Source organism: Anaerofustis sp., assembly GCF_019420015.1.
Classification (GTDB): Bacteria; Bacillota; Clostridia; order Eubacteriales; family Anaerofustaceae; genus Anaerofustis.
This window is the reverse complement of record NZ_JAHZIA010000008.1, coordinates 185,644-203,136: the sequence shown is the minus strand read 5'-3', so window position 1 is coordinate 203,136 and position 17,493 is coordinate 185,644. Positions and strand designations below refer to the sequence as shown.

At 32.6% G+C, this 17,493-nt stretch carries 21 protein-coding genes and 2 tRNA genes; 17 read left to right on the top strand and 6 right to left on the bottom strand.

Features of this window, described 5'->3' with window-relative positions; genetic code table 11:
* The first annotated feature begins 148 nt into the window (after positions 1-148).
* The 5 genes from QZ357_RS02455 to QZ357_RS02435 all read left to right on the top strand — a co-directional run bounded on the left by QZ357_RS02455 (position 149) and on the right by QZ357_RS02435 (position 4,105).
* Positions 149-364 carry a helix-turn-helix transcriptional regulator gene (locus QZ357_RS02455; RefSeq protein WP_290771410.1) on the top strand — a complete coding sequence of 72 codons (216 nt, stop codon included), beginning with the start codon at positions 149-151 and terminating at the stop codon, positions 362-364.
* 149 nt (positions 365-513) lie between these two features.
* Positions 514-765, top strand: a complete 252-nt coding sequence (locus tag QZ357_RS02450; protein WP_290771408.1) for a hypothetical protein — start codon at positions 514-516, stop codon at positions 763-765.
* A gap of 11 nt (positions 766-776) precedes the next feature.
* Complete coding sequence (locus QZ357_RS02445) at positions 777-2,030, top strand: glutamate-cysteine ligase family protein (RefSeq protein ID WP_290771406.1); 1,254 nt, start codon at positions 777-779, stop codon at positions 2,028-2,030.
* Positions 2,027-3,355, top strand: coding sequence for a glutathionylspermidine synthase family protein (locus QZ357_RS02440; protein WP_290771404.1), 1,329 nt, complete (start codon positions 2,027-2,029; stop codon positions 3,353-3,355). Before QZ357_RS02445 ends, QZ357_RS02440 begins: the two co-directional genes overlap by 4 nt.
* A gap of 138 nt (positions 3,356-3,493) precedes the next feature.
* A complete protein-coding gene (locus QZ357_RS02435) occupies positions 3,494-4,105 on the top strand; it encodes an SIS domain-containing protein (protein ID WP_290771402.1) in 612 nt (203 codons plus the stop codon).
* 30 nt (positions 4,106-4,135) lie between these two features.
* Here QZ357_RS02435 and QZ357_RS02430 read toward each other — a convergent pair whose 3' ends face one another.
* Positions 4,136-5,059, bottom strand: a complete 924-nt coding sequence (locus tag QZ357_RS02430) for a TIGR01212 family radical SAM protein (protein ID WP_290771400.1) — start codon at positions 5,057-5,059, stop codon at positions 4,136-4,138.
* Between the two features lie 389 nt (positions 5,060-5,448).
* Between QZ357_RS02430 and rpe (QZ357_RS02425) the strand changes: the two genes are divergently transcribed.
* The 11 genes from rpe (QZ357_RS02425) (at position 5,449) to QZ357_RS02375 (ending at position 13,924) form a co-directional block, all read left to right on the top strand.
* Complete coding sequence (gene rpe / locus QZ357_RS02425; RefSeq protein ID WP_290771398.1) at positions 5,449-6,096, top strand: ribulose-phosphate 3-epimerase; 648 nt, start codon at positions 5,449-5,451, stop codon at positions 6,094-6,096.
* A gap of 47 nt (positions 6,097-6,143) precedes the next feature.
* The gene (locus QZ357_RS02420; RefSeq protein ID WP_290771396.1) at positions 6,144-7,217 is read left to right on the top strand and encodes a galactitol-1-phosphate 5-dehydrogenase; all 1,074 of its coding nucleotides are present in this window, start codon (positions 6,144-6,146) and stop codon (positions 7,215-7,217) included.
* Entirely contained in the window at positions 7,217-7,696 is a 480-nt protein-coding gene (locus tag QZ357_RS02415; RefSeq protein WP_290771394.1) for an RpiB/LacA/LacB family sugar-phosphate isomerase, read from the top strand. Before QZ357_RS02420 ends, QZ357_RS02415 begins: the two co-directional genes overlap by 1 nt.
* Before the next feature lie 124 nt (positions 7,697-7,820).
* Positions 7,821-8,504 (top strand): ribulose-phosphate 3-epimerase, encoded by a 684-nt coding sequence (rpe, locus tag QZ357_RS02410; protein ID WP_290771393.1) that lies wholly within the window; start codon positions 7,821-7,823, stop codon positions 8,502-8,504.
* A gap of 1 nt (position 8,505) precedes the next feature.
* Positions 8,506-9,180, top strand: coding sequence for a ribulose-phosphate 3-epimerase (gene rpe / locus QZ357_RS02405; RefSeq protein ID WP_290771392.1), 675 nt, complete (start codon positions 8,506-8,508; stop codon positions 9,178-9,180).
* 18 nt (positions 9,181-9,198) lie between these two features.
* Complete coding sequence (locus QZ357_RS02400; protein WP_290771390.1) at positions 9,199-10,251, top strand: alcohol dehydrogenase catalytic domain-containing protein; 1,053 nt, start codon at positions 9,199-9,201, stop codon at positions 10,249-10,251.
* 182 nt (positions 10,252-10,433) lie between these two features.
* Positions 10,434-11,195 carry an SDR family oxidoreductase gene (locus tag QZ357_RS02395; RefSeq protein WP_290771388.1) on the top strand — a complete coding sequence of 254 codons (762 nt, stop codon included), beginning with the start codon at positions 10,434-10,436 and terminating at the stop codon, positions 11,193-11,195.
* A 5-nt stretch (positions 11,196-11,200) separates the two neighbouring features.
* Complete coding sequence (locus QZ357_RS02390; protein ID WP_290771385.1) at positions 11,201-11,578, top strand: hypothetical protein; 378 nt, start codon at positions 11,201-11,203, stop codon at positions 11,576-11,578.
* A 318-nt stretch (positions 11,579-11,896) separates the two neighbouring features.
* Complete coding sequence (locus QZ357_RS02385) at positions 11,897-12,181, top strand: PTS sugar transporter subunit IIB (protein ID WP_290771383.1); 285 nt, start codon at positions 11,897-11,899, stop codon at positions 12,179-12,181.
* Positions 12,182-12,265: 84 nt separating this feature from the next.
* Positions 12,266-13,576, top strand: a complete 1,311-nt coding sequence (locus QZ357_RS02380) for a PTS transporter subunit IIC (RefSeq protein ID WP_290771381.1) — start codon at positions 12,266-12,268, stop codon at positions 13,574-13,576.
* Between the two features lie 271 nt (positions 13,577-13,847).
* A tRNA-Arg gene (locus tag QZ357_RS02375) sits at positions 13,848-13,924 on the top strand.
* Positions 13,925-14,022: 98 nt separating this feature from the next.
* Here QZ357_RS02375 and QZ357_RS02370 read toward each other — a convergent pair.
* From QZ357_RS02370 to QZ357_RS02350, 5 genes are all read right to left on the bottom strand, one after another.
* Entirely contained in the window at positions 14,023-14,298 is a 276-nt protein-coding gene (locus tag QZ357_RS02370; RefSeq protein ID WP_290771378.1) for a hypothetical protein, read from the bottom strand.
* Between the two features lie 75 nt (positions 14,299-14,373).
* Complete coding sequence (locus QZ357_RS02365; protein ID WP_290771376.1) at positions 14,374-15,192, bottom strand: SDR family NAD(P)-dependent oxidoreductase; 819 nt, start codon at positions 15,190-15,192, stop codon at positions 14,374-14,376.
* Between the two features lie 20 nt (positions 15,193-15,212).
* Entirely contained in the window at positions 15,213-15,965 is a 753-nt protein-coding gene (locus tag QZ357_RS02360; RefSeq protein WP_290771373.1) for a glucose 1-dehydrogenase, read from the bottom strand.
* A gap of 370 nt (positions 15,966-16,335) precedes the next feature.
* On the bottom strand, positions 16,336-16,620 hold the full coding sequence (locus QZ357_RS02355; RefSeq protein ID WP_290771371.1) for a PTS sugar transporter subunit IIB: 285 nt from the start codon (positions 16,618-16,620) through the stop codon (positions 16,336-16,338).
* A 104-nt stretch (positions 16,621-16,724) separates the two neighbouring features.
* On the bottom strand, positions 16,725-17,042 hold the full coding sequence (locus tag QZ357_RS02350) for a PTS sugar transporter subunit IIB (RefSeq protein ID WP_290771369.1): 318 nt from the start codon (positions 17,040-17,042) through the stop codon (positions 16,725-16,727).
* Positions 17,043-17,403: 361 nt separating this feature from the next.
* On the opposite strand from QZ357_RS02350, the gene QZ357_RS02345 reads away from it, so the two are divergent.
* Positions 17,404-17,478, top strand: a tRNA-Arg gene (locus QZ357_RS02345).
* The last annotated feature ends 15 nt before the right edge of the window (positions 17,479-17,493 follow it).

Below are 17,493 nucleotides of genomic sequence, written 5' to 3'. Positions count from 1 at the left end.
TTCATTAGTTGCAAATAAATTATATCAGACAACTTATAATAAGTCAATTATCAATAAGTTATTTATAAATAATCTATTTATGAAGTACTTATATTTAAGTTGACTTTTGTATAAAATATATTACATATAATAAGCAGAGGAATTGAATATGAGAATTAAGTTAAATTTAAAATATTTATTAGAAAGAGAAAATAAAACAAAATATTGGTTGGTAAAACAATTAAACAGTAATTATGTTACCGTAAATAAATTAATGAATAACGAAACTACGAAAATATCTTTTGATATGATGGAAAGATTAATAAAAGTTTTTGGTTGTGATATGAATACGTTGTTTGTTGTTGAAGACGAAGATAAAGAATAAACAGTTCTATCAAAACACCTTTTATTTGGGTGTTTTTTTTATGCTTGATTTTATATGTTATTGTTTTATAAACATAACTTATAACTGTTACATTAAAAATTATTGGTAAAAGATTCTTTTTGAGTTATAATAAAACCGAGGTATTTACTATGAAAAAGAAAAAAGACAAAGATTTGGAATTTTTAATTGATGTAAAAAATGATGTTGAAGCCTGTGTTATTAGAGGACTTTTGGATTCTTGTAATATAAATTCTATTTTGAAATACGATACAGATATAGGCGGAGCGGAAGTTATAATAGGCAAGAGTACAATGCCTGTGAGTATATATGTTAATAAAAATGATTATATGAGGGCTTATGAGTTTATAAACAGTGAGTTTGAAGATTTGGAAAGCGATTAAAAGGTAAAGCTATGAATAATTATGATAAAAATTTAAATAATTTAATTAATTATTTTAAAAGTGGGATTAAAGAAGAAAAAGATAAGAGTTTGGGCGTTGAGTTGGAGCATTTTATAGTAAAGAAATCCGATTTGCAAAGTGTAGATTATTATGAAAAAAACGGTATAAAAGATATTTTAAGTCTTTTAAGCCCTTATTTTGACAGGAAGATATATAAAGACGGTAACCTTATAGGTTTATCAAAGGATAAATCCAACATTTCGTTGGAACCTGCCAGTCAGCTTGAAATAAGTATAGGACCTTTTCTTAAGATAGAAGATATACTTGAAGAATATAATTACTTTCTTTTAAAAATTAATCCGATTTTGGATAAGTTGGGATATAAAATCGTATATTCAGGATATCAACCAAAGTCAAAGATTGAAGACCTTAATCTTATACCAAAGAAACGATACGAATATATGTTGCACTATTTTTCAAAATCAGGTAATTATGGCAAAAATATGATGAAAGGTTCCGGTTCCACTCAAGTCAGCGTGGATTACTTCAGTGAAGAGGATTTTAAGAGAAAATTTAGGTTGGCGAATATATTATCGCCGTTAATATCCCTTATGACCGATAATACAGTTGTTTTTGAAGGTGAGGTATATAAAGATAATTGTGCACGGGTAAAAATTTGGAATGATGTTGATAAGGACAGGAGTATGATTGTTAAAGAGGCTTTGGATAAAAGTTTCGGTTTTAAAGAATATGCAGAGTATATTTTAAATTCTCCTGCGATTTTGGTAGAAGACGAAAACGGCAACAGTGTTTATACCGGAGACAAAAAGATTAAAGATATATATTGTGATAAGGAAATGGATATAAAAGAAATCGAGCATGTGATATCTATGTTTTTCCCTGATGTAAGACTTAAAAACTATGTGGAAATAAGAATGGCAGATTGTATGCCTATATGTTATGCCTTATCTTATGCGGCTGTTATAAAAGGTATTTTTTATGGTTGTAATGCGGTGGATATTTTGCTTGAAAAATTTAAAAATATACGAAATGAAGATGTTGTAAAGGCAAAAAAGAATATAATTAAAGACGGATATGATGCAAGTGTATATGGATTCAATGCAAAAACGTTGATTTGCGATATAATAAAATTGGCTAAAGAGAATTTGCACGAGAACGAAAAAGACAGAGTAAGTTTGTTTCTTGAGTTGGCAAATAAAGGTCTTACTTTGAAAATGATTAATGAAAGAGAGATGACAATATGAAGGTAAGAGAGCTTACGGAAGAATATATAAAACTTATCGAAAAGGATTTGGATGAATCAAAAAAGAGTTATGATGAAGCATTTAAATATATTGAATCTTCAACTGCGATTTATCATGGAGAACACATTAGGTTTGCGTATATTCCCAAGCTTTATACAAATGAAGTTATTGATTACTTTAAATATATAGCAAAAACAACACATGGAATACTTTCTAAAATAATAGACAGGTATATGGAGGATAGAGAATACAGAAAACTCTTTCCTTTCAGTAAAGAGTTGGAAGAACTGATACTTTGTGACAGCGGATATGACCAGCCTCTTCCTATAGCAAGAATAGATTTGTTTTTTAATGAAGATGATTTTTCGTTTAAGTTTTGTGAATTTAATGCCGACGGTGCCAGTGCGATGAATGAAGACCGCGAACTTAACAATGCATATGCATATGACGATATTTTTAAGAAGTTCAGCGAGAACTACAATATCGGATCTTTTGAGTTGTTTGACAGCTGGGTAGAGGAATTTATGAATATTTATAATTCATTTGAGAATAAAGTTGAAAATCCAACTATAGCTATAGTGGATTTTATGGAAAGTGCGACAAAGGAAGAGTTTAAAGTTTTTAAGTCGTATTTTGAAAAAAAAGGATATAAAACCGTAATTGCAGATATAACGACACTTAAATACAATAACGGGCTTTATACCGAGGACGGGATAAAAATAGATGCTGTTTACAGACGAGCTGTTACGAGTGAGCTTATGAAGAAAATTGATAAAGCCTCTGCTTTTGTTAAAGCAATAAAGGATAAAACAACTTGTATTATAGGTTCAATAAGAACACAGGTAATACATAATAAAATAATTTATAAAATTATGCGTCAAAAAGAAACTTTTGATTTTCTTACTGAAGAAGAGAGGGCTTTTGTAAATGAGCATATTCCCTATACTTCGTGGCTTAACACAGGGGAATTTAATAGAGAAGAAGTAATAAGCAATAAAGATAAATGGATAATAAAGCCTGATGATTTATATGGGGCAAAAGGAGTTTATGCAGGTATTGATTATACAAAAGAGGAGTTTGCTGAGCTTGTAGATGAGAACACCGATAAAGGGTACTTGCTTCAGGAATATGCCACTATGTATAAAACGAAAAACTTTTTAAAAGAAAAAAACGGTGATTTTGTTTTTGACGAATTCAGCAACATGCCTGGACTTTTCTTATATAACGGTAAATTTAAAGGCGTGTATTGCAGGGCAGGAAGACAGGGGATTATTTGTGAAGATGCCGGAGGTATCGCGATTTGTTCTAAGTATGTGGATGTTTGATTTCTTTTTTGTGATGTTAAATTAAAATGAAGTTTTTATTTGTTTTAAAGTAAAATTATTTGAAACTTATTGAAATAAATTTTTTCTTTAATATAATTATAAATATAAAAATAAAAAAGGAAATGGTGTATTTATAATATGGAAAGACAAGAGATAATTTCAAAAGGCAAGAAAGTTATTGAAATGGAGAGATACGAGCTTGGTCGCTTGATGGACTCTTTGGATGATAACTTTGTTAAGGCTGTAGAGATGATAACTGACTGCAAAGGAAAAATAATTTTGACAGGAACCGGCAAATCGGGGCTTATAAGCAGAAAGATTGCAGCAACGTTATGTTGTACTGGTAAACCTGCATTTTTCCTTAGTGCATATAACTGTGAAAACGGTGATATCGGAGCTATTCAGCCAAATGATCTTATTATTGCGATTTCAAACAGTGGGGAGACTAATATTTTAAAAGATTTGGTTATTCCTTCTGCAAAAACAATAGGTGCAAAAGCTATATGTTTAACGGGAAATACAGAGTCTACTCTTGCAAAACAATGCGATGTTGCTTTATACATAGGGGTTGAAAAAGAAGCTTGCCCTACAGGTGTAAACGCGACAACATCGACTACAAATACGCTTGCTATGGGAGATGCTCTTGCAATGGTAAGTGAAGAGATAAGAGGGGTAACAAGGGAACAGGTTCTTTTCTATCATCAAGGCGGAGCATGGGGCGAAAAATTAAAAGATGAATTTGAGAAATAAAATCAAAGACTGCTTAAAAAGCAGTCTTTATTATTTGTATTTCTTTCCCTGGTATGATTTCCTTATTTTGAATTCGTGATGAAGGGTGTTAAGTACTTTTTTCTTGTTTCCGCTCCATGTTGGGGATATTAAAATTTTTTTTGGACCGTCTCCGGTAATTCTGTGGATTACTATATTTTCTGATAAATGCTCAACACAGTCAATGACAGTGTCGATATATTCTTCCATTGAAAATGTGTGGAATAATCCCTTTCGATAGTCCTCTGCTAAATCCGTATTTTTAAGGACATGAAGCAATTGTAATTTTATTCCTTGAATATCTGATTTGTTTAAATATGATATTGTCTGAAGAATGTTTTCTCTGGTTTCTCCCGGAAGTCCCAGTATAGTGTGAACTATAACTTCAATATTTCTTTTTCTTAGGTTTTCTACCGCAGTGTCAAAACATTTAAGAGAATATCCTCTTCTTATGTATTTTGCTGTTTTTTCGTGTATTGTTTGAAGTCCTAATTCAATCCATACAGGTTTTATTTTATTTAAATTTTCCAATAAGTCTAAAATTTCCTCGCTCAGACAATCCGGTCTTGTTGCTATTGAAAGTATTTTTATATTTTCGTTGTAAAGTGCTTCTTCATATATTTGTTTCAAATATTCTATGGGTGCGTACGTGTTTGTGTATGCCTGAAAATACGCAATAAACCAGGTTGCTTTTGATTTGTTTTTTACAGTTTTTATTTGTTCTTCAATTTGTTCTGTTATGCTTTTTCTTATATTTCCCGCAAAGTCTCCGGACCCGCCTGAGCTACAAAAAATGCATCCTCTTGTGTCTATTGTTCCATCTCTGTTTGGGCAAGTCATTCCTCCGTTTAATGATATTTTATATATTTTTTCTTTATATCTTTGCTTTAACATATAATCAAGTGAATGATAAGGTTTATTGTTCCAATTCTTCAAGATTTTTCTCCTTAGATTTGCTTTATATACAGGATTTATTTAATTTGGGGTTTGATTGATTTATGTTGTATATATTTTATCATTTTATTATATGTAATTACAAATTATGTTTTAAATTTTGTTTTTTATACCTAAGTATATAAAAATTTATTTGTTAAAATGCTTCATATAACAGTTAAACAAATTTGATTGGTATAAGGTCTACTTATGAATTTATAAGTTTCGTTTTTTTATGTAATCATTTAAATTTGTTATATAAAATTTATCTTTTCAGATAGCTTGTTTATTTTTTTTCTTTCTTTTGGAAAATAATGAAAAGTGCTTGAAAATTTTACATTAATGCTTATAATTATATTAGAAACAAATAGAATAAAAGGAGAAAAAAGAAAATGGTAAAATTATCACCTTCAATTTTCGGAGCTGATTTCGGAAGATTAAACGAACAAATTAAAGCTGTTGAAGATTGTAAAGTAGAAATGTTACATATTGATGTAATGGATGGAAATTATGTTCCTAATATCGCATTTGGTCCTGATCAAATTGCAATGCTCAGACCTCATACAGACTTATACTTTGATGTTCATATGATGGTTACGGAGCCGGATAGATATATTGAAAGAATTGTTAAAGCAGGAGCACAAATGATTACTGTTCATGCTGAAGCAACAACTCATTTACACAGAAGTTTAATGCTTATTAAATCTTTCGGTGTAGACTGCGGTGTTGTTTTAAATCCAGCAACTCCACCGGATGTACTTAAATATGTACTTGACGATATTGATATGGTTCTTGTTATGACTGTTAACCCAGGTGGCGGTGGCGGTGCGTTCAATCCTACAATGATTGAAAAAGTAAGAGAAATCAAAGAAATGATTGGTGACAGAGACATCGATATCCAAGTTGACGGCGGTGTTAATGCTGATAATGTTAAATCACTTGTTGATGCTGGGGCAAACGTAATTGTTGCCGGTTCATTTGCTTTTACAGGCGATGTTGCCAAAAATTTAGACGATTTAAGAAAAGCTGCAGATGCATAGTTTGATGTATCAAATTTTATTTAGATAATAAGGAGAAAAGAAATAAAATGAAAGCTGCAAGATTATACGGAAAACAAGATTTAAGACTTGAAGAAGTTCCAATGCCTGAAGTTAAACCTGGTGAAGTTTTAATTAAAGTTAAAGCTGTAGGTATTTGTGGATCTGACCTTTCAAGATATACAAAGTTAGGCCCTAAATTCCCTGAAAAGGGTCCATTGGTATGGGGACATGAATTCAGCGGTGAAGTTGCTGAAGTTGGCGAAGGCGTAACAAAATACAAAGCAGGAGATCATGTAACTGCTTGTCCGGCTCTTCCATGCTTTGAATGTGAATATTGTAAAAAAGGCGAATATGCAAGATGTATGACTCTAGAAGTTATCGGTGCTGTAAGAGACGGTGCTTTTGCTGAATATATTGCACTTCCTGAAAGAAACCTAGTTCCTCTTCCAGAAAGCGTAAGCTACGAACAAGCTGCTTTGATTGAGCCTACATGCGTATGTTTCCACGGTTTATATAAACTTAATATGCAACCTGGCGATGATGTAGCAGTTATGGGATGCGGACCTATCGGTTTATTAGCTATCCAATCTGCTAAAGTATTCGGAGCTAAGAGAATTATTGCAATTGATATTATGGAAGAAAAACTTGAATGGGCTAAAGCTTGCGGAGCTACTGACGTAGTTCTTTCAAAAATCGATGATTACGATTCTGCAAGAAATGGTGTGTTTGACATAACAGGCGGAAGAGGTGTTGACGTTGTAATCGAATCAGGCGGTACACCTGTAACATCTGCGCAAGTTCTTGGACTTGGATGTAAAGGTGCTAAAGTATTATACTTAGGTATCCCATACGGTGATATAAATATTCCTAGAGCATACTTTGAAAAAATCGGCAGAAGCGAGCTTACAATATATGGTGCTTGGAATGCCATTCAACAAGGTTTCCCTGGAAAACCATGGACAAGCGTTGTTGCATTCCTTGAAAAAGGTATGTTAGATTTCTCTCCAATTATCACTCACAGATATCCTTTGGATGATATTGAAGAAGTATTTAAAGCTAACTATGAAAGAAAAACATTATTTGGTAAGATTTTATTCTTCCCAGAAGGAGTAGAAAAATAATGGAAGGTCAATTCAAAACAATTGCCATAGGTTCTGACCATGCGGCAATAGAAGAAAGAAAACTACTTATTAAAGAATTGGAATCATGGGGAATTAAGGTTATCGATAAAGGTCCTGACGCTCCTAAGCCTCCTGTACAATTTTCTTTGATTGCGGAATCAGTTGCATTAGAAGTCGTAAATGATGAAAAAGGTGAAACAGGCGGTATTTTGATGTGCGGTAACGGCGTGGGTATGTCTGTTGCGGCTAACAAAGTTCCTGGTGCAAGAGCTGCTGTTTGTAATGAATTATTTACTGCTAAATTTGCAAAAAGCGATACAAAATTAAATATTCTTACAATGGGCGCAAGAGTTATTGCTCCAAGACTTATGGCTGAAATTGCTAAAGTTTGGATTGAAACAGAATATTCAAAAGAACCAAGATTTACAGAAAGACTTGGTGTTATGGCTGAAATGGAAGCCAAATATCGTACAAAATAATAAATGGACAAAAATCCTAAAGAGAACGTTATCTTTTCTTTGGGATTTTGTTTTAGTTATTGACCTAAATATTAAATGATTGTATAATAATGTGAGATAAAATTTAAGGAAAGGATGTACTTATATGGATAAAATAGCAGCTTCTATAATGTGTGGAAATGCTCTTGAATATGGTGAAGAATTAGATGCACTTAAAGAAGCCGGGGTTGATATGATTCACTTTGATGTTATGGACGGAGAGTTCGTTGGTAACCTCGGTATGGGACTTTATATGCTTGAAGCCATGAAAGAATATTCTGATATACCTTTTGACGTGCATTTGATGGTTGTTGAACCCGATTGTTATTATGAAAGAATAGCAAAAACGGGAGCAGAATATATTTGCATTCATGCAGAAGCCGTAAAACATTTGCATAGAAGTATTTTAAGAATAAAAAAAGCGGGTGCCAAAGCAGGGGTTGTTTTGAATCCGTCTACTAATTTAAATGTTTTAAAAGAGGTAATAAAAGAAATTGATTTGGTATGTTTAATGACAGTTAATCCCGGAGGCTCGGGAGAAAAGTTTATTCCTAATCAATATAAAAAAATTGCCCAATTAAAAGAAATGAAAGAAAAATATAATCCGGATTTGTTAATTGAAATTGACGGTAATGTAGGTCCTGAAACAATACCTGGATGTGCAAAAGCCGGTGCGGACGTTTTTGTTTGCGGTACAAGTGCAATTTTTAAAGGCGACAGAAATTTATATAAACCTTTGACTAAAGAAATGAAAGATATAATCCATAAAGCGGTAGGGGAGGATAAATAAGATGAATGATTTAAAAGTATCAGCTTCGATTATGTGCGGAAACCCTATGAAATTTGGATGGGAGCTCGAAAAGCTTGAAAAAGCAGGAGCGGATTTGATTCACTTTGATATGATGGACGGGCATTATGTTGAAAATATAGCTATGGGTATTTATATGCTTGAGCATATGAAGAAAAAAACAAATATTCCATTTGATGTTCATTTGGCAATGTTCCACCCTGAAAAGTATATTGAAAAGATTTGTAGTATATTAGATGAAAATGATTTTGTTCACGTTCATCCTGAAAGTACTATACATATACATAGAGTTTTAAGAGATATAAAGAGAATGGGTGTTAAAGCAGGTGTTGCAATTAATCCTGCTACAAACGAAGATGTTTTGGAATACTTAATCGATGATATTGATATAGTTTTGGCGATGACGGTTTCTCCTGGATTTGCGGGACAAAAATTTATTAAACAGACTCTTGGCAAAATAGAAAATATCAGAAAAATGGCAGAAGAAAGAAATCCTGGTTTGATGATTGCTGTTGACGGCAATATTAATGCAGAAACAATTCCTGGATGTGTTAAAGCAGGAGCTGACGTATTGGTGGCAGGAACATCATCTATCTTTAAAGGTGATGATGCTGATTATAAAGAGCTAATTCAAAAAATGAAAGACTCAGTAAAATAAAAGAAAGAGGTAAACTAAATGAGTGAAATGATGAGAGGCTTATGCCTAAACGAAGACAGACAACTTGAACTTAGAGAGTTCCCTATTCCGGAACCTCAAAGAGGATATGTTAGAGTTAAAGTAAAAAGAGGCGGTATCTGTGCTACAGATTTAGCATACTGGAAATTTGGTTCTGACAGACTAGGTGAACTTCCTGTAATTATCGGACACGAAGGTTGTGGTGTTGTAGATAAATTAGGAGAAGGTGCTGAAGGTGTTGAAGTAGGTGATAGAGTTGTTGTTATGACTACATACAAAGTATGTGGTAAATGTAAAAACTGTGCAGTAGGTAACACAAACGTATGTATCGAAAGATTAGGTATCGGTTCTAAAAAGAACGGATGTTTCGCTGAATATGTAGAAGTACCAGCTACAAGCTGTATTAAGATGCCTGATAACATGAGTTTTGAAGAAGGTGCTTTAATCGAAGTGCTTGCTTGTGGTATTCATGCAGTTAGAGAAACGACTACTACTCATGCTGACGAAGTTGTTGTTGTTTCAGGTCCTGGACCAATCGGTACTCTTGCTGCTTTAGCTGCAAAAGCAAATAATTCTACTGTAATCTTAACAGGTATCAATCAAGATAAACATAGATTGGAAATCGCTAAAACATTAGGTATTGATTACTGTGTAAATCAACAAGAAGAAGACTTAAAAGAATTGGTTATGAAATTGACAGATGGCTACGGTGCTGATGTTTGTGTTGAAGCTGCAGGTGCTTATCCATCATTAAATACATGTCTTGATATCGTTAAAAAGACAGGTACAATTTCTCAAATGGGTGTATTCCACGGACCATCTCCTGATTACTTAGACTTAGGAAGAATCCAAGAAAAAGAAATCAGAATTCAAGGTACACTTTCTCAAAAACCAACAGCTTGGAGAAGAGCGGTTGATTTAGTTGCTGCTGGTAAAATTAATATTAAACCATTAGTTTCTGACGTTATGAAACTTGAAGATTGGGAAGAAGCTTTCAATAAAGCTGCAAATGTTACAGGATTTAAAGTATTATTTGATCCTGAAATGAAATAAGAAAATTTTTCTGAATAAGACGGCATTATGCCGTCTTATTTTTTTATCCGATTTTCAAAATATTTTAGGTTACATCTGTAACGATTTATGTAAAAAAATTACAAACGTAATTGACAATGATTGTTATATATTATATAATGTTACCAGTGAGAAAAAACAATATTTAGGAGAGTGAAATAAAAATGGCTAAGAAAAATGTAGTTATTACAGGCGGAGCCAAAGGTATTGGCAAAGCTATTTGCGAAAAATTTGCTAAAGAAGGTTACGATATAATTATCGTGGATTTTGATGAAGCCGGAATGCTTGAAACAAAGAAAGAGCTTGAAGAAAAAGGTACAGTTGCACATGCGGTTAAATGTGACATTGCTAACCTTGATAACTGTAAAGAAGTTGCTGCTTTGGTTGAAAAGGAATATGGATATTTGACAACTTTGGTAAACAATGCTGCAATTGCACCGGGTGGAGAACCTAAAGAAATAAGTTTAGATCCTGCCGTATTCCAAAGAACAATCAATATTAATGTAAACGGTCCTTTCAATATGATTATTTCTTTAATAGATTTACTTTTAAAAGCTAAAGAAAATGATCAAGTACCTTCAGTTGTTAATGTTGCTTCAACAGCTGCATTTACAGGTGGTGGCGGAAGTGTTGCTTATGCAGCAAGTAAAGGTGCCATAGTTTCTATGACAAGAAGTTTTGCAAGATTCTTTGGTGATACAGGCTTAAGAATTAATGCGGTTGCGCCTACATTGATAATGACACCTTTAATGGCAGAAAGATTTAAAGATAATCCGGAAGATTTGGAAGCAAGAAAGAAATCAGTTCCTATGGGAAGATTTATGGATGTTACGGAAGTTGCAGACATAGTTTACTTCCTAAATACACCTTCATTTGTTCATGGCGAAGTTGTTATTGCTGATGGCGGAAGAAGTTTAAGTGTTTAATTGTTATGAGCGAAAAAGAGATTTTAAAAGAAGACGATAAAGTTTTAGATGAAAATGAAATAAAAGATAACGGCGATTTTCATTTGGATCCTACAAGTGATGAAGATAGAAAAAAAATAATGGAGAGTTACAAAAAGAGCCTTAGAAAAAGAGCTTTTGCTCCATTAATCGGAGGAAACGTAGGGATAAATCCTATTGATTTATTAAAAGAGGAAGAGGCTGAGAAAGAGAACGATGAATCTTTGGATATGTATGATTTAATGAACAAAAGATTTCAGGATATCGAAAAAAAAGCTTCTCAGGCGCTTTCTATGGCAAGGCTTGCTTTTATAGTTTCCGTTGCCGTATTCTTTATGCTATTGATATTATTAACTGTAAAATAAAAAGAAGAAATTTTTAATTTCTTCTTCTTTGTTTATTAAAGAATATTATGTTTAATTTAAAATTAAAGTAATAAATCCTTTAATATTTAATATATATTTAATGTAGTTGAATTCCTAATTAATACTTTATAATAATATTGACAAATTCAACATTAAGTATTATACTAAATATGTAACAAAGTCACATTTATGATTAAATGTAACGGTTATCAGATTTTTGACGAAATGTTAAAATTCATTATGATGATTGACAATTTCATAATATTAAATCGGTTAGAATATTTATGCTTACGTGATTTTAATCGGGGGTGATTAGAGATGAAAACAATTCTAGTAGCTTGCGGAACAGCTATTGCTACTTCTACCGTGGTTGCTAAAAAAGTCACAAGACTTTGCGAGCAGAATAATATTGAAGTAAAGACAATTCAGTGTAAAGCTGAAGACGCTGCTTCAAGAGCAAAAGAAATATTACCGGATTTGGTAATTAGTACATGTGATTTGCCCGGGGCTTTTCCTTGTAAAACAGTCAGTGGAAGACCATTTCTAACGGGAATTAAATTACAAGAATGTATTGATGAATTATTAGAAGTATTAAAAAATTAACTTCATTAGGTATTATACGAATTTTAAGTAAGCAGAATATTTAACATAGAAAACAAACAATTTTAATTTTAAAGGAGAAAAACAATGCAAGTCGTAACAAATATATTTAGTTATATAATTGACATGGGTGCATCAGTTATGATGCCAATTATATTCACAATTTTAGGACTTATCTTAGGTGCTAAATTTGGTGAAGCTCTTAGAGCTGGTATGACTTTTGGTGTTGGTTTTATCGGACTTAATGCTGTTATCGGTATTATGTCTAGTGCAATATCAGTTATAGGTCAAAAACTAGTTGAAAACCTTAACTTCCCTTTAACAGCGTTTGACGTTGGTTGGGCAGCCGGTTCAGCTATCGCATGGTCAACAGAGGTTGTTCCATTCGTATTTATCGCAGTAATTATAACAAACATTATCATGATAGCTTTAGGTTGGACAAAAACAATGGACGTTGATATCTGGAACTACTGGCATGTATTATTTACAGCTTCAGCTATTATCTTAGTTTGTGGAGAAGCAAATCCAGCATTAGCTTGGACATTCGCTATAGGTCAAGCTGTAGTAATGATGGGTATTATCTTTATCGTTGCTGACTGGACACAAGCAGACTGTGCTGAAATCTTTGGTTTGGAAGGTATCTCTTTACCACATATCCAATCTATGTGTAACTGTATCGTTACATATCCATTAGATAAATTAATCGGCATGATTCCTGGTATTAAAAATATCAACTGGACAAGTGAAGGTATCGCAGAAAAACTTGGTTTACTAGGTGAACCAATGATCATGGGATTCGTTATCGGTGGTCTTCTTTCAGCTTTAGCTCAATTTACTACAGAAGGTACAACTATTGCAGCAGGTATCCAACAAGTATTAATTGATGGTATGAACATCGCAGCTGTTATGGTTCTTATCCCTAGAATGGTTGCTCTTCTTATGGAAGGTTTAATGCCTATTTCAGAAATGACTCAAACATTCCTTGAAAAGAGATTCCCAGGTAAAGAATTATACATCGGTCTTGATGCTGCCGTAGCTACAGGTCATCCATTCGTAATTGCTTTAGCATTACTTTCTATTCCAATTATTTATGTTGAAGCTCTTATTTTACCATGGAACACAGTTCTTCCATTAACAGACTTAGCAGCATTAGTATTCTATGTAATTTGTGCTGTATTACCTAACAAAGGTAACTTATTCAGAGGTCTTATCGAAACAGTAGTTATGTGTGCTATCTACCTAACATTCTCTACTATCGCAGCAGACGTAATGACAGGTTTAGCAAGCTACACAGGTCTTGCAGTTCCTGAAGGCGCTACACAAATTACTAACATCGCTTTAGGTGCTCAATGGATTACATGGATTCCATTCTTAATTGCTAAATGGATCATGCTTTAATCTGAGTTATTAAAAGTAAAGTAAAATATTTTATAAATAATTAGATTAATCTAGTCACACCCAAGAGTCCTTACTTATGTAAGGACTCTTTTTTATATTAAAAATATTTAAAGATTTGTGTTATGCTGTCGAAAATAAGATGACACATGCAATTACATCAACTTTGATTTATGCGGTAAATATAACAAGTAAATAAGCATCAAGGAAAAAGCTTAATTGAAAATATTGCAATTTATTTCTTATTGTGGTATATTATTTAAGTATTAAATATGCGCCCTTAGCTCAGCTGGATAGAGCGTTTGACTACGGATCAAAAGGCCGGGGGTTCGAATCTTCCAGGGCGCGCCACGATAGAAATAAAACATCCGATATTTTGGATGTTTTTTATTTGCTTAAAAGAAAAGACCTTCGTATTGATATCAATACGAAGGTCTTTTCTTTATAAATTATTTTAATTTGTTGATTGCATCAAAAAGTTTTTTTGCTCCCATTTGTGGATAGTTAAGAGCTAATCCGTCAATTACAGGAATATCAGTATCAGGAACTTTAACTCCTACTTTTACGATTGCATCAGGATTTTCAGAAGCGATTAGTGCTTCAAAGTCATCTGTAACAACATTACATTTTACAACTTCGACATCCTTTCCGCAATTTTTTTGAATAGTTTCTTCAAATTTTACAAATTTAGCATCTTTCATGCTTGCAGCTACTATAAGTTTCATTATCTCTCTCCTTACGTTTTGTCTTGTAATATTATAAATTAATTTACATTTGATTTCAAGTGTTCTAATGCAAAATTAATATAAGTTTATTTTAGACGATGATGGATTTAATGTTTTAAGTCCTCCGTCAATATATATTGTCTGTCCTGTTAAATAATCAGATAAATCTGTAGCTAAAAACTCAATTACTTTTGCGCAGTCTTCAGTGTTTCCGAGTCTGCCCATAGGGACTTTTTCCGTAAGTTCTTTAAATTGTTCCTCAAAATGAGCGTCCCATTTTACTGTGTGTATATATCCCGGAGCTACGGCATTTACATTAACACCATATGGGGCTAATTCAAGGGCAAATGTTCTGGTTAAAGAATCTACGCCTGCTTTTCCGGCAGAATAATGAGCCTGTGTTATAAATAAAGGAACTGAGCCACCTACTGAAGAGATATTGATAATTTTTCCGCTTTTTTGTTTTTTCATTTGTTTTCCGACATATTTACAGAAAATAAAAGTTGAAAGTAAATTTATATGAAGTGCATGAACAAATTTGTCCGTATCCATTTCTGTTGCAAGAGCAGGACCTGCGCCTCCGGTTCCTCCGACATTATTTATAAGTATGTCAATATGTCCAAATTCTTTGATGACTTCATCGACAACTTTTTTTCCGAATTTGTCGTCAGTTGCATCTCCTTCAAAGGCCATTGATTTTCTTCCCAAGACTTCGATTTCTTCTTTTACAGTTGGCGCAAGTACATCTTTTTCTTTAAATTTACTTGCTTTAATATCCAAGTCAGTTATAACAACATCTGCTCCGAGTTTTGCGAGTCTGAGTGCATACTCTCTTCCTATGCCTCTTGCTGCTCCTGTAATAAGAGCAACCTTTCCTAAAAGTTTTTCTTCCATTTTTATATCTCCTTTAATTTTTATCTTATTGTTCTTCCACCGTCTACATGGATTTTTTGCCCTGTTACATAGCTTGACATATCGCTGGCAAAGAACAGTACTGCCTGTGCCGTTTCTTTTGGATCTCCAAATCTTCTCAGTGGTATTTCTTTTGTAACTCTTTTTCGTTTTTCTTCGTCGAAATATTCGTTTACCATATTTGTTTCTGTAGGTCCCGGTGCGACTATGTTGCATCTTATTCCGTGTTCTCCGTGGTTTTGAGCAACAGAACGCATTAAAAGCTCGATTGCTGCCTTACTCATTGCGTACACTCCGTTGCCACTGCTTGGTTGTGCAACTGCAGAGGACGATATGCTGACAATGCTTCCTCCTGTTTTTTGTTTTTCCATTTCGGCTAAAACCAATGTTGTCATATAGTATGTTCCGTCTAGGTTTATTTTCATCAGTTTATGATATTCTTCATTTGTTATATCCAAAATTGAATTTTTGGTAAGCCCCATGCCTGAATTGTTTATGAGTATATCGATATGTCCAAAAGCCTCTATTGCACTGTTAACCAGATGTTTACAATCGTCGTAATCTGATATATCAGCTTTTACAGTTATGGCTTCACAACCCATATCTTCAATTTCTTTTTTTATTTTGTTTGCTTCTTTTTCGCTTGAACGGTAATTTAAAACCACCTTAGCATGGTTTTTGCCGAATAATCGAGCGACTTCTTTTCCTATTCCCGTTCCGGCTCCGGTTACTATTGCAACTTTTCCTTTTAACATATTTAGTCTCCTTATATTTTAATAATATGTACATATGCTATTTTACATTTGTAATAATTAAATGCGAGAATAATAATATGTAATATCTTTTTATATAATATCATATGATTAAACCGAATGTCAATAAACATAGTTATCTTTAGATAAAAACTCTAATGATAATAACCTTTTGTAGGCATAAAAAGAATAATATCAATAAACATAATTAAGTGTATAAAAGAAAAAGAACAGATATTATATTATATCTGTTCTTCGTCTTAATATCTTTTTTAATTAAAGTACTGAAGTTATTTGGGTTTAATAGAATTTATTTTCGTTCTTTAAAATAAATCTTCTTAGTAATAAATACTTAAAAAATAAATATGCTTAATTATTTACAAGCTTCAATTAATTCTTCTTTAAATTGGTTTAAACCAACACCTGTAAGTAGGCATCTACCGTTAAGAAGAGCTGTTCCTTGAAGATCTCCAGGGATATCAGTTGTAGCAACAATTACGTCTGGTTTAATAACTTTAACTTTTGAAGCAGCTTCAGCAGCTTTACATTGAACTGTTTTTACTTGAATACCAGCTTCTTTACAAATTCCTTCACATTTTTTTGCAGCTACTGTAGATGTAGCAATACCTGTTCCACATGCAACTAAAATAGTTTTCATATAATAAAATCCTCCGTTTAATTAAATAAATAATATCATTCTATTATTTACCAAAAAATGTACTTTTAAAAGATTTATTTAAAGCAACTTTTATTACAAACGGCTTAACCGTTTTGTAGCGAATTTGATGAGCTTAATACTTGTACCAAGACCGAGAAAAGCTCTTTTTTAAATTCCGGAATGCCTATTTCCGTTATTAAAGATTTTCCGTTGATAACCGGAACATCAAATTTTTCGTCTAAATTTACAGTTGTAACAATGATATCCGGATCTATCATTTTTTTTCTTGCACTTGCTTCAGATGCTTTGCATTGATATGTATCTATACTTATATTTTCGTCGTTACATAATGATTTTAACTTTTCTGCCGCTAAATTAGACGTAGCAACTCCGCTTCCGCATACAACCAATACAGTTATCATAATAATCCTCTCATGTTACTTTTGCACAAAACTATTATATCATAAATATATATAATTTGAACAATAAAATTATGATTTTTGAAAAAAAGTTCTGCATGGTTACATTTGCTCAATGACTAAAATATGTCTATGTATGCTTATAAAAACTGTTGACAAAAATCACATCTCTAATTAGCATTTTAATGCTTTACAGATAAATTTTCAACACTTTTAGCGAAGTTTTTCATTAATTTTGTATATAGATTTTTTTGTGTTTTTACATTGTAATAATCAATAAATACAAATTTTATTAAAATTCGATTAATAATCATATGTGTTCTTGATAGTACGTTTGATAAGTGATAGAATACTTTAAGTAAGTGCGCCTGTAGCTTAATGGATAGAGCAAGCGGCTTCGGCCCGCTTAGTGGGGGTTCGACTCCTCTCAGGCGTACCATTTGTTTTTTAGAGG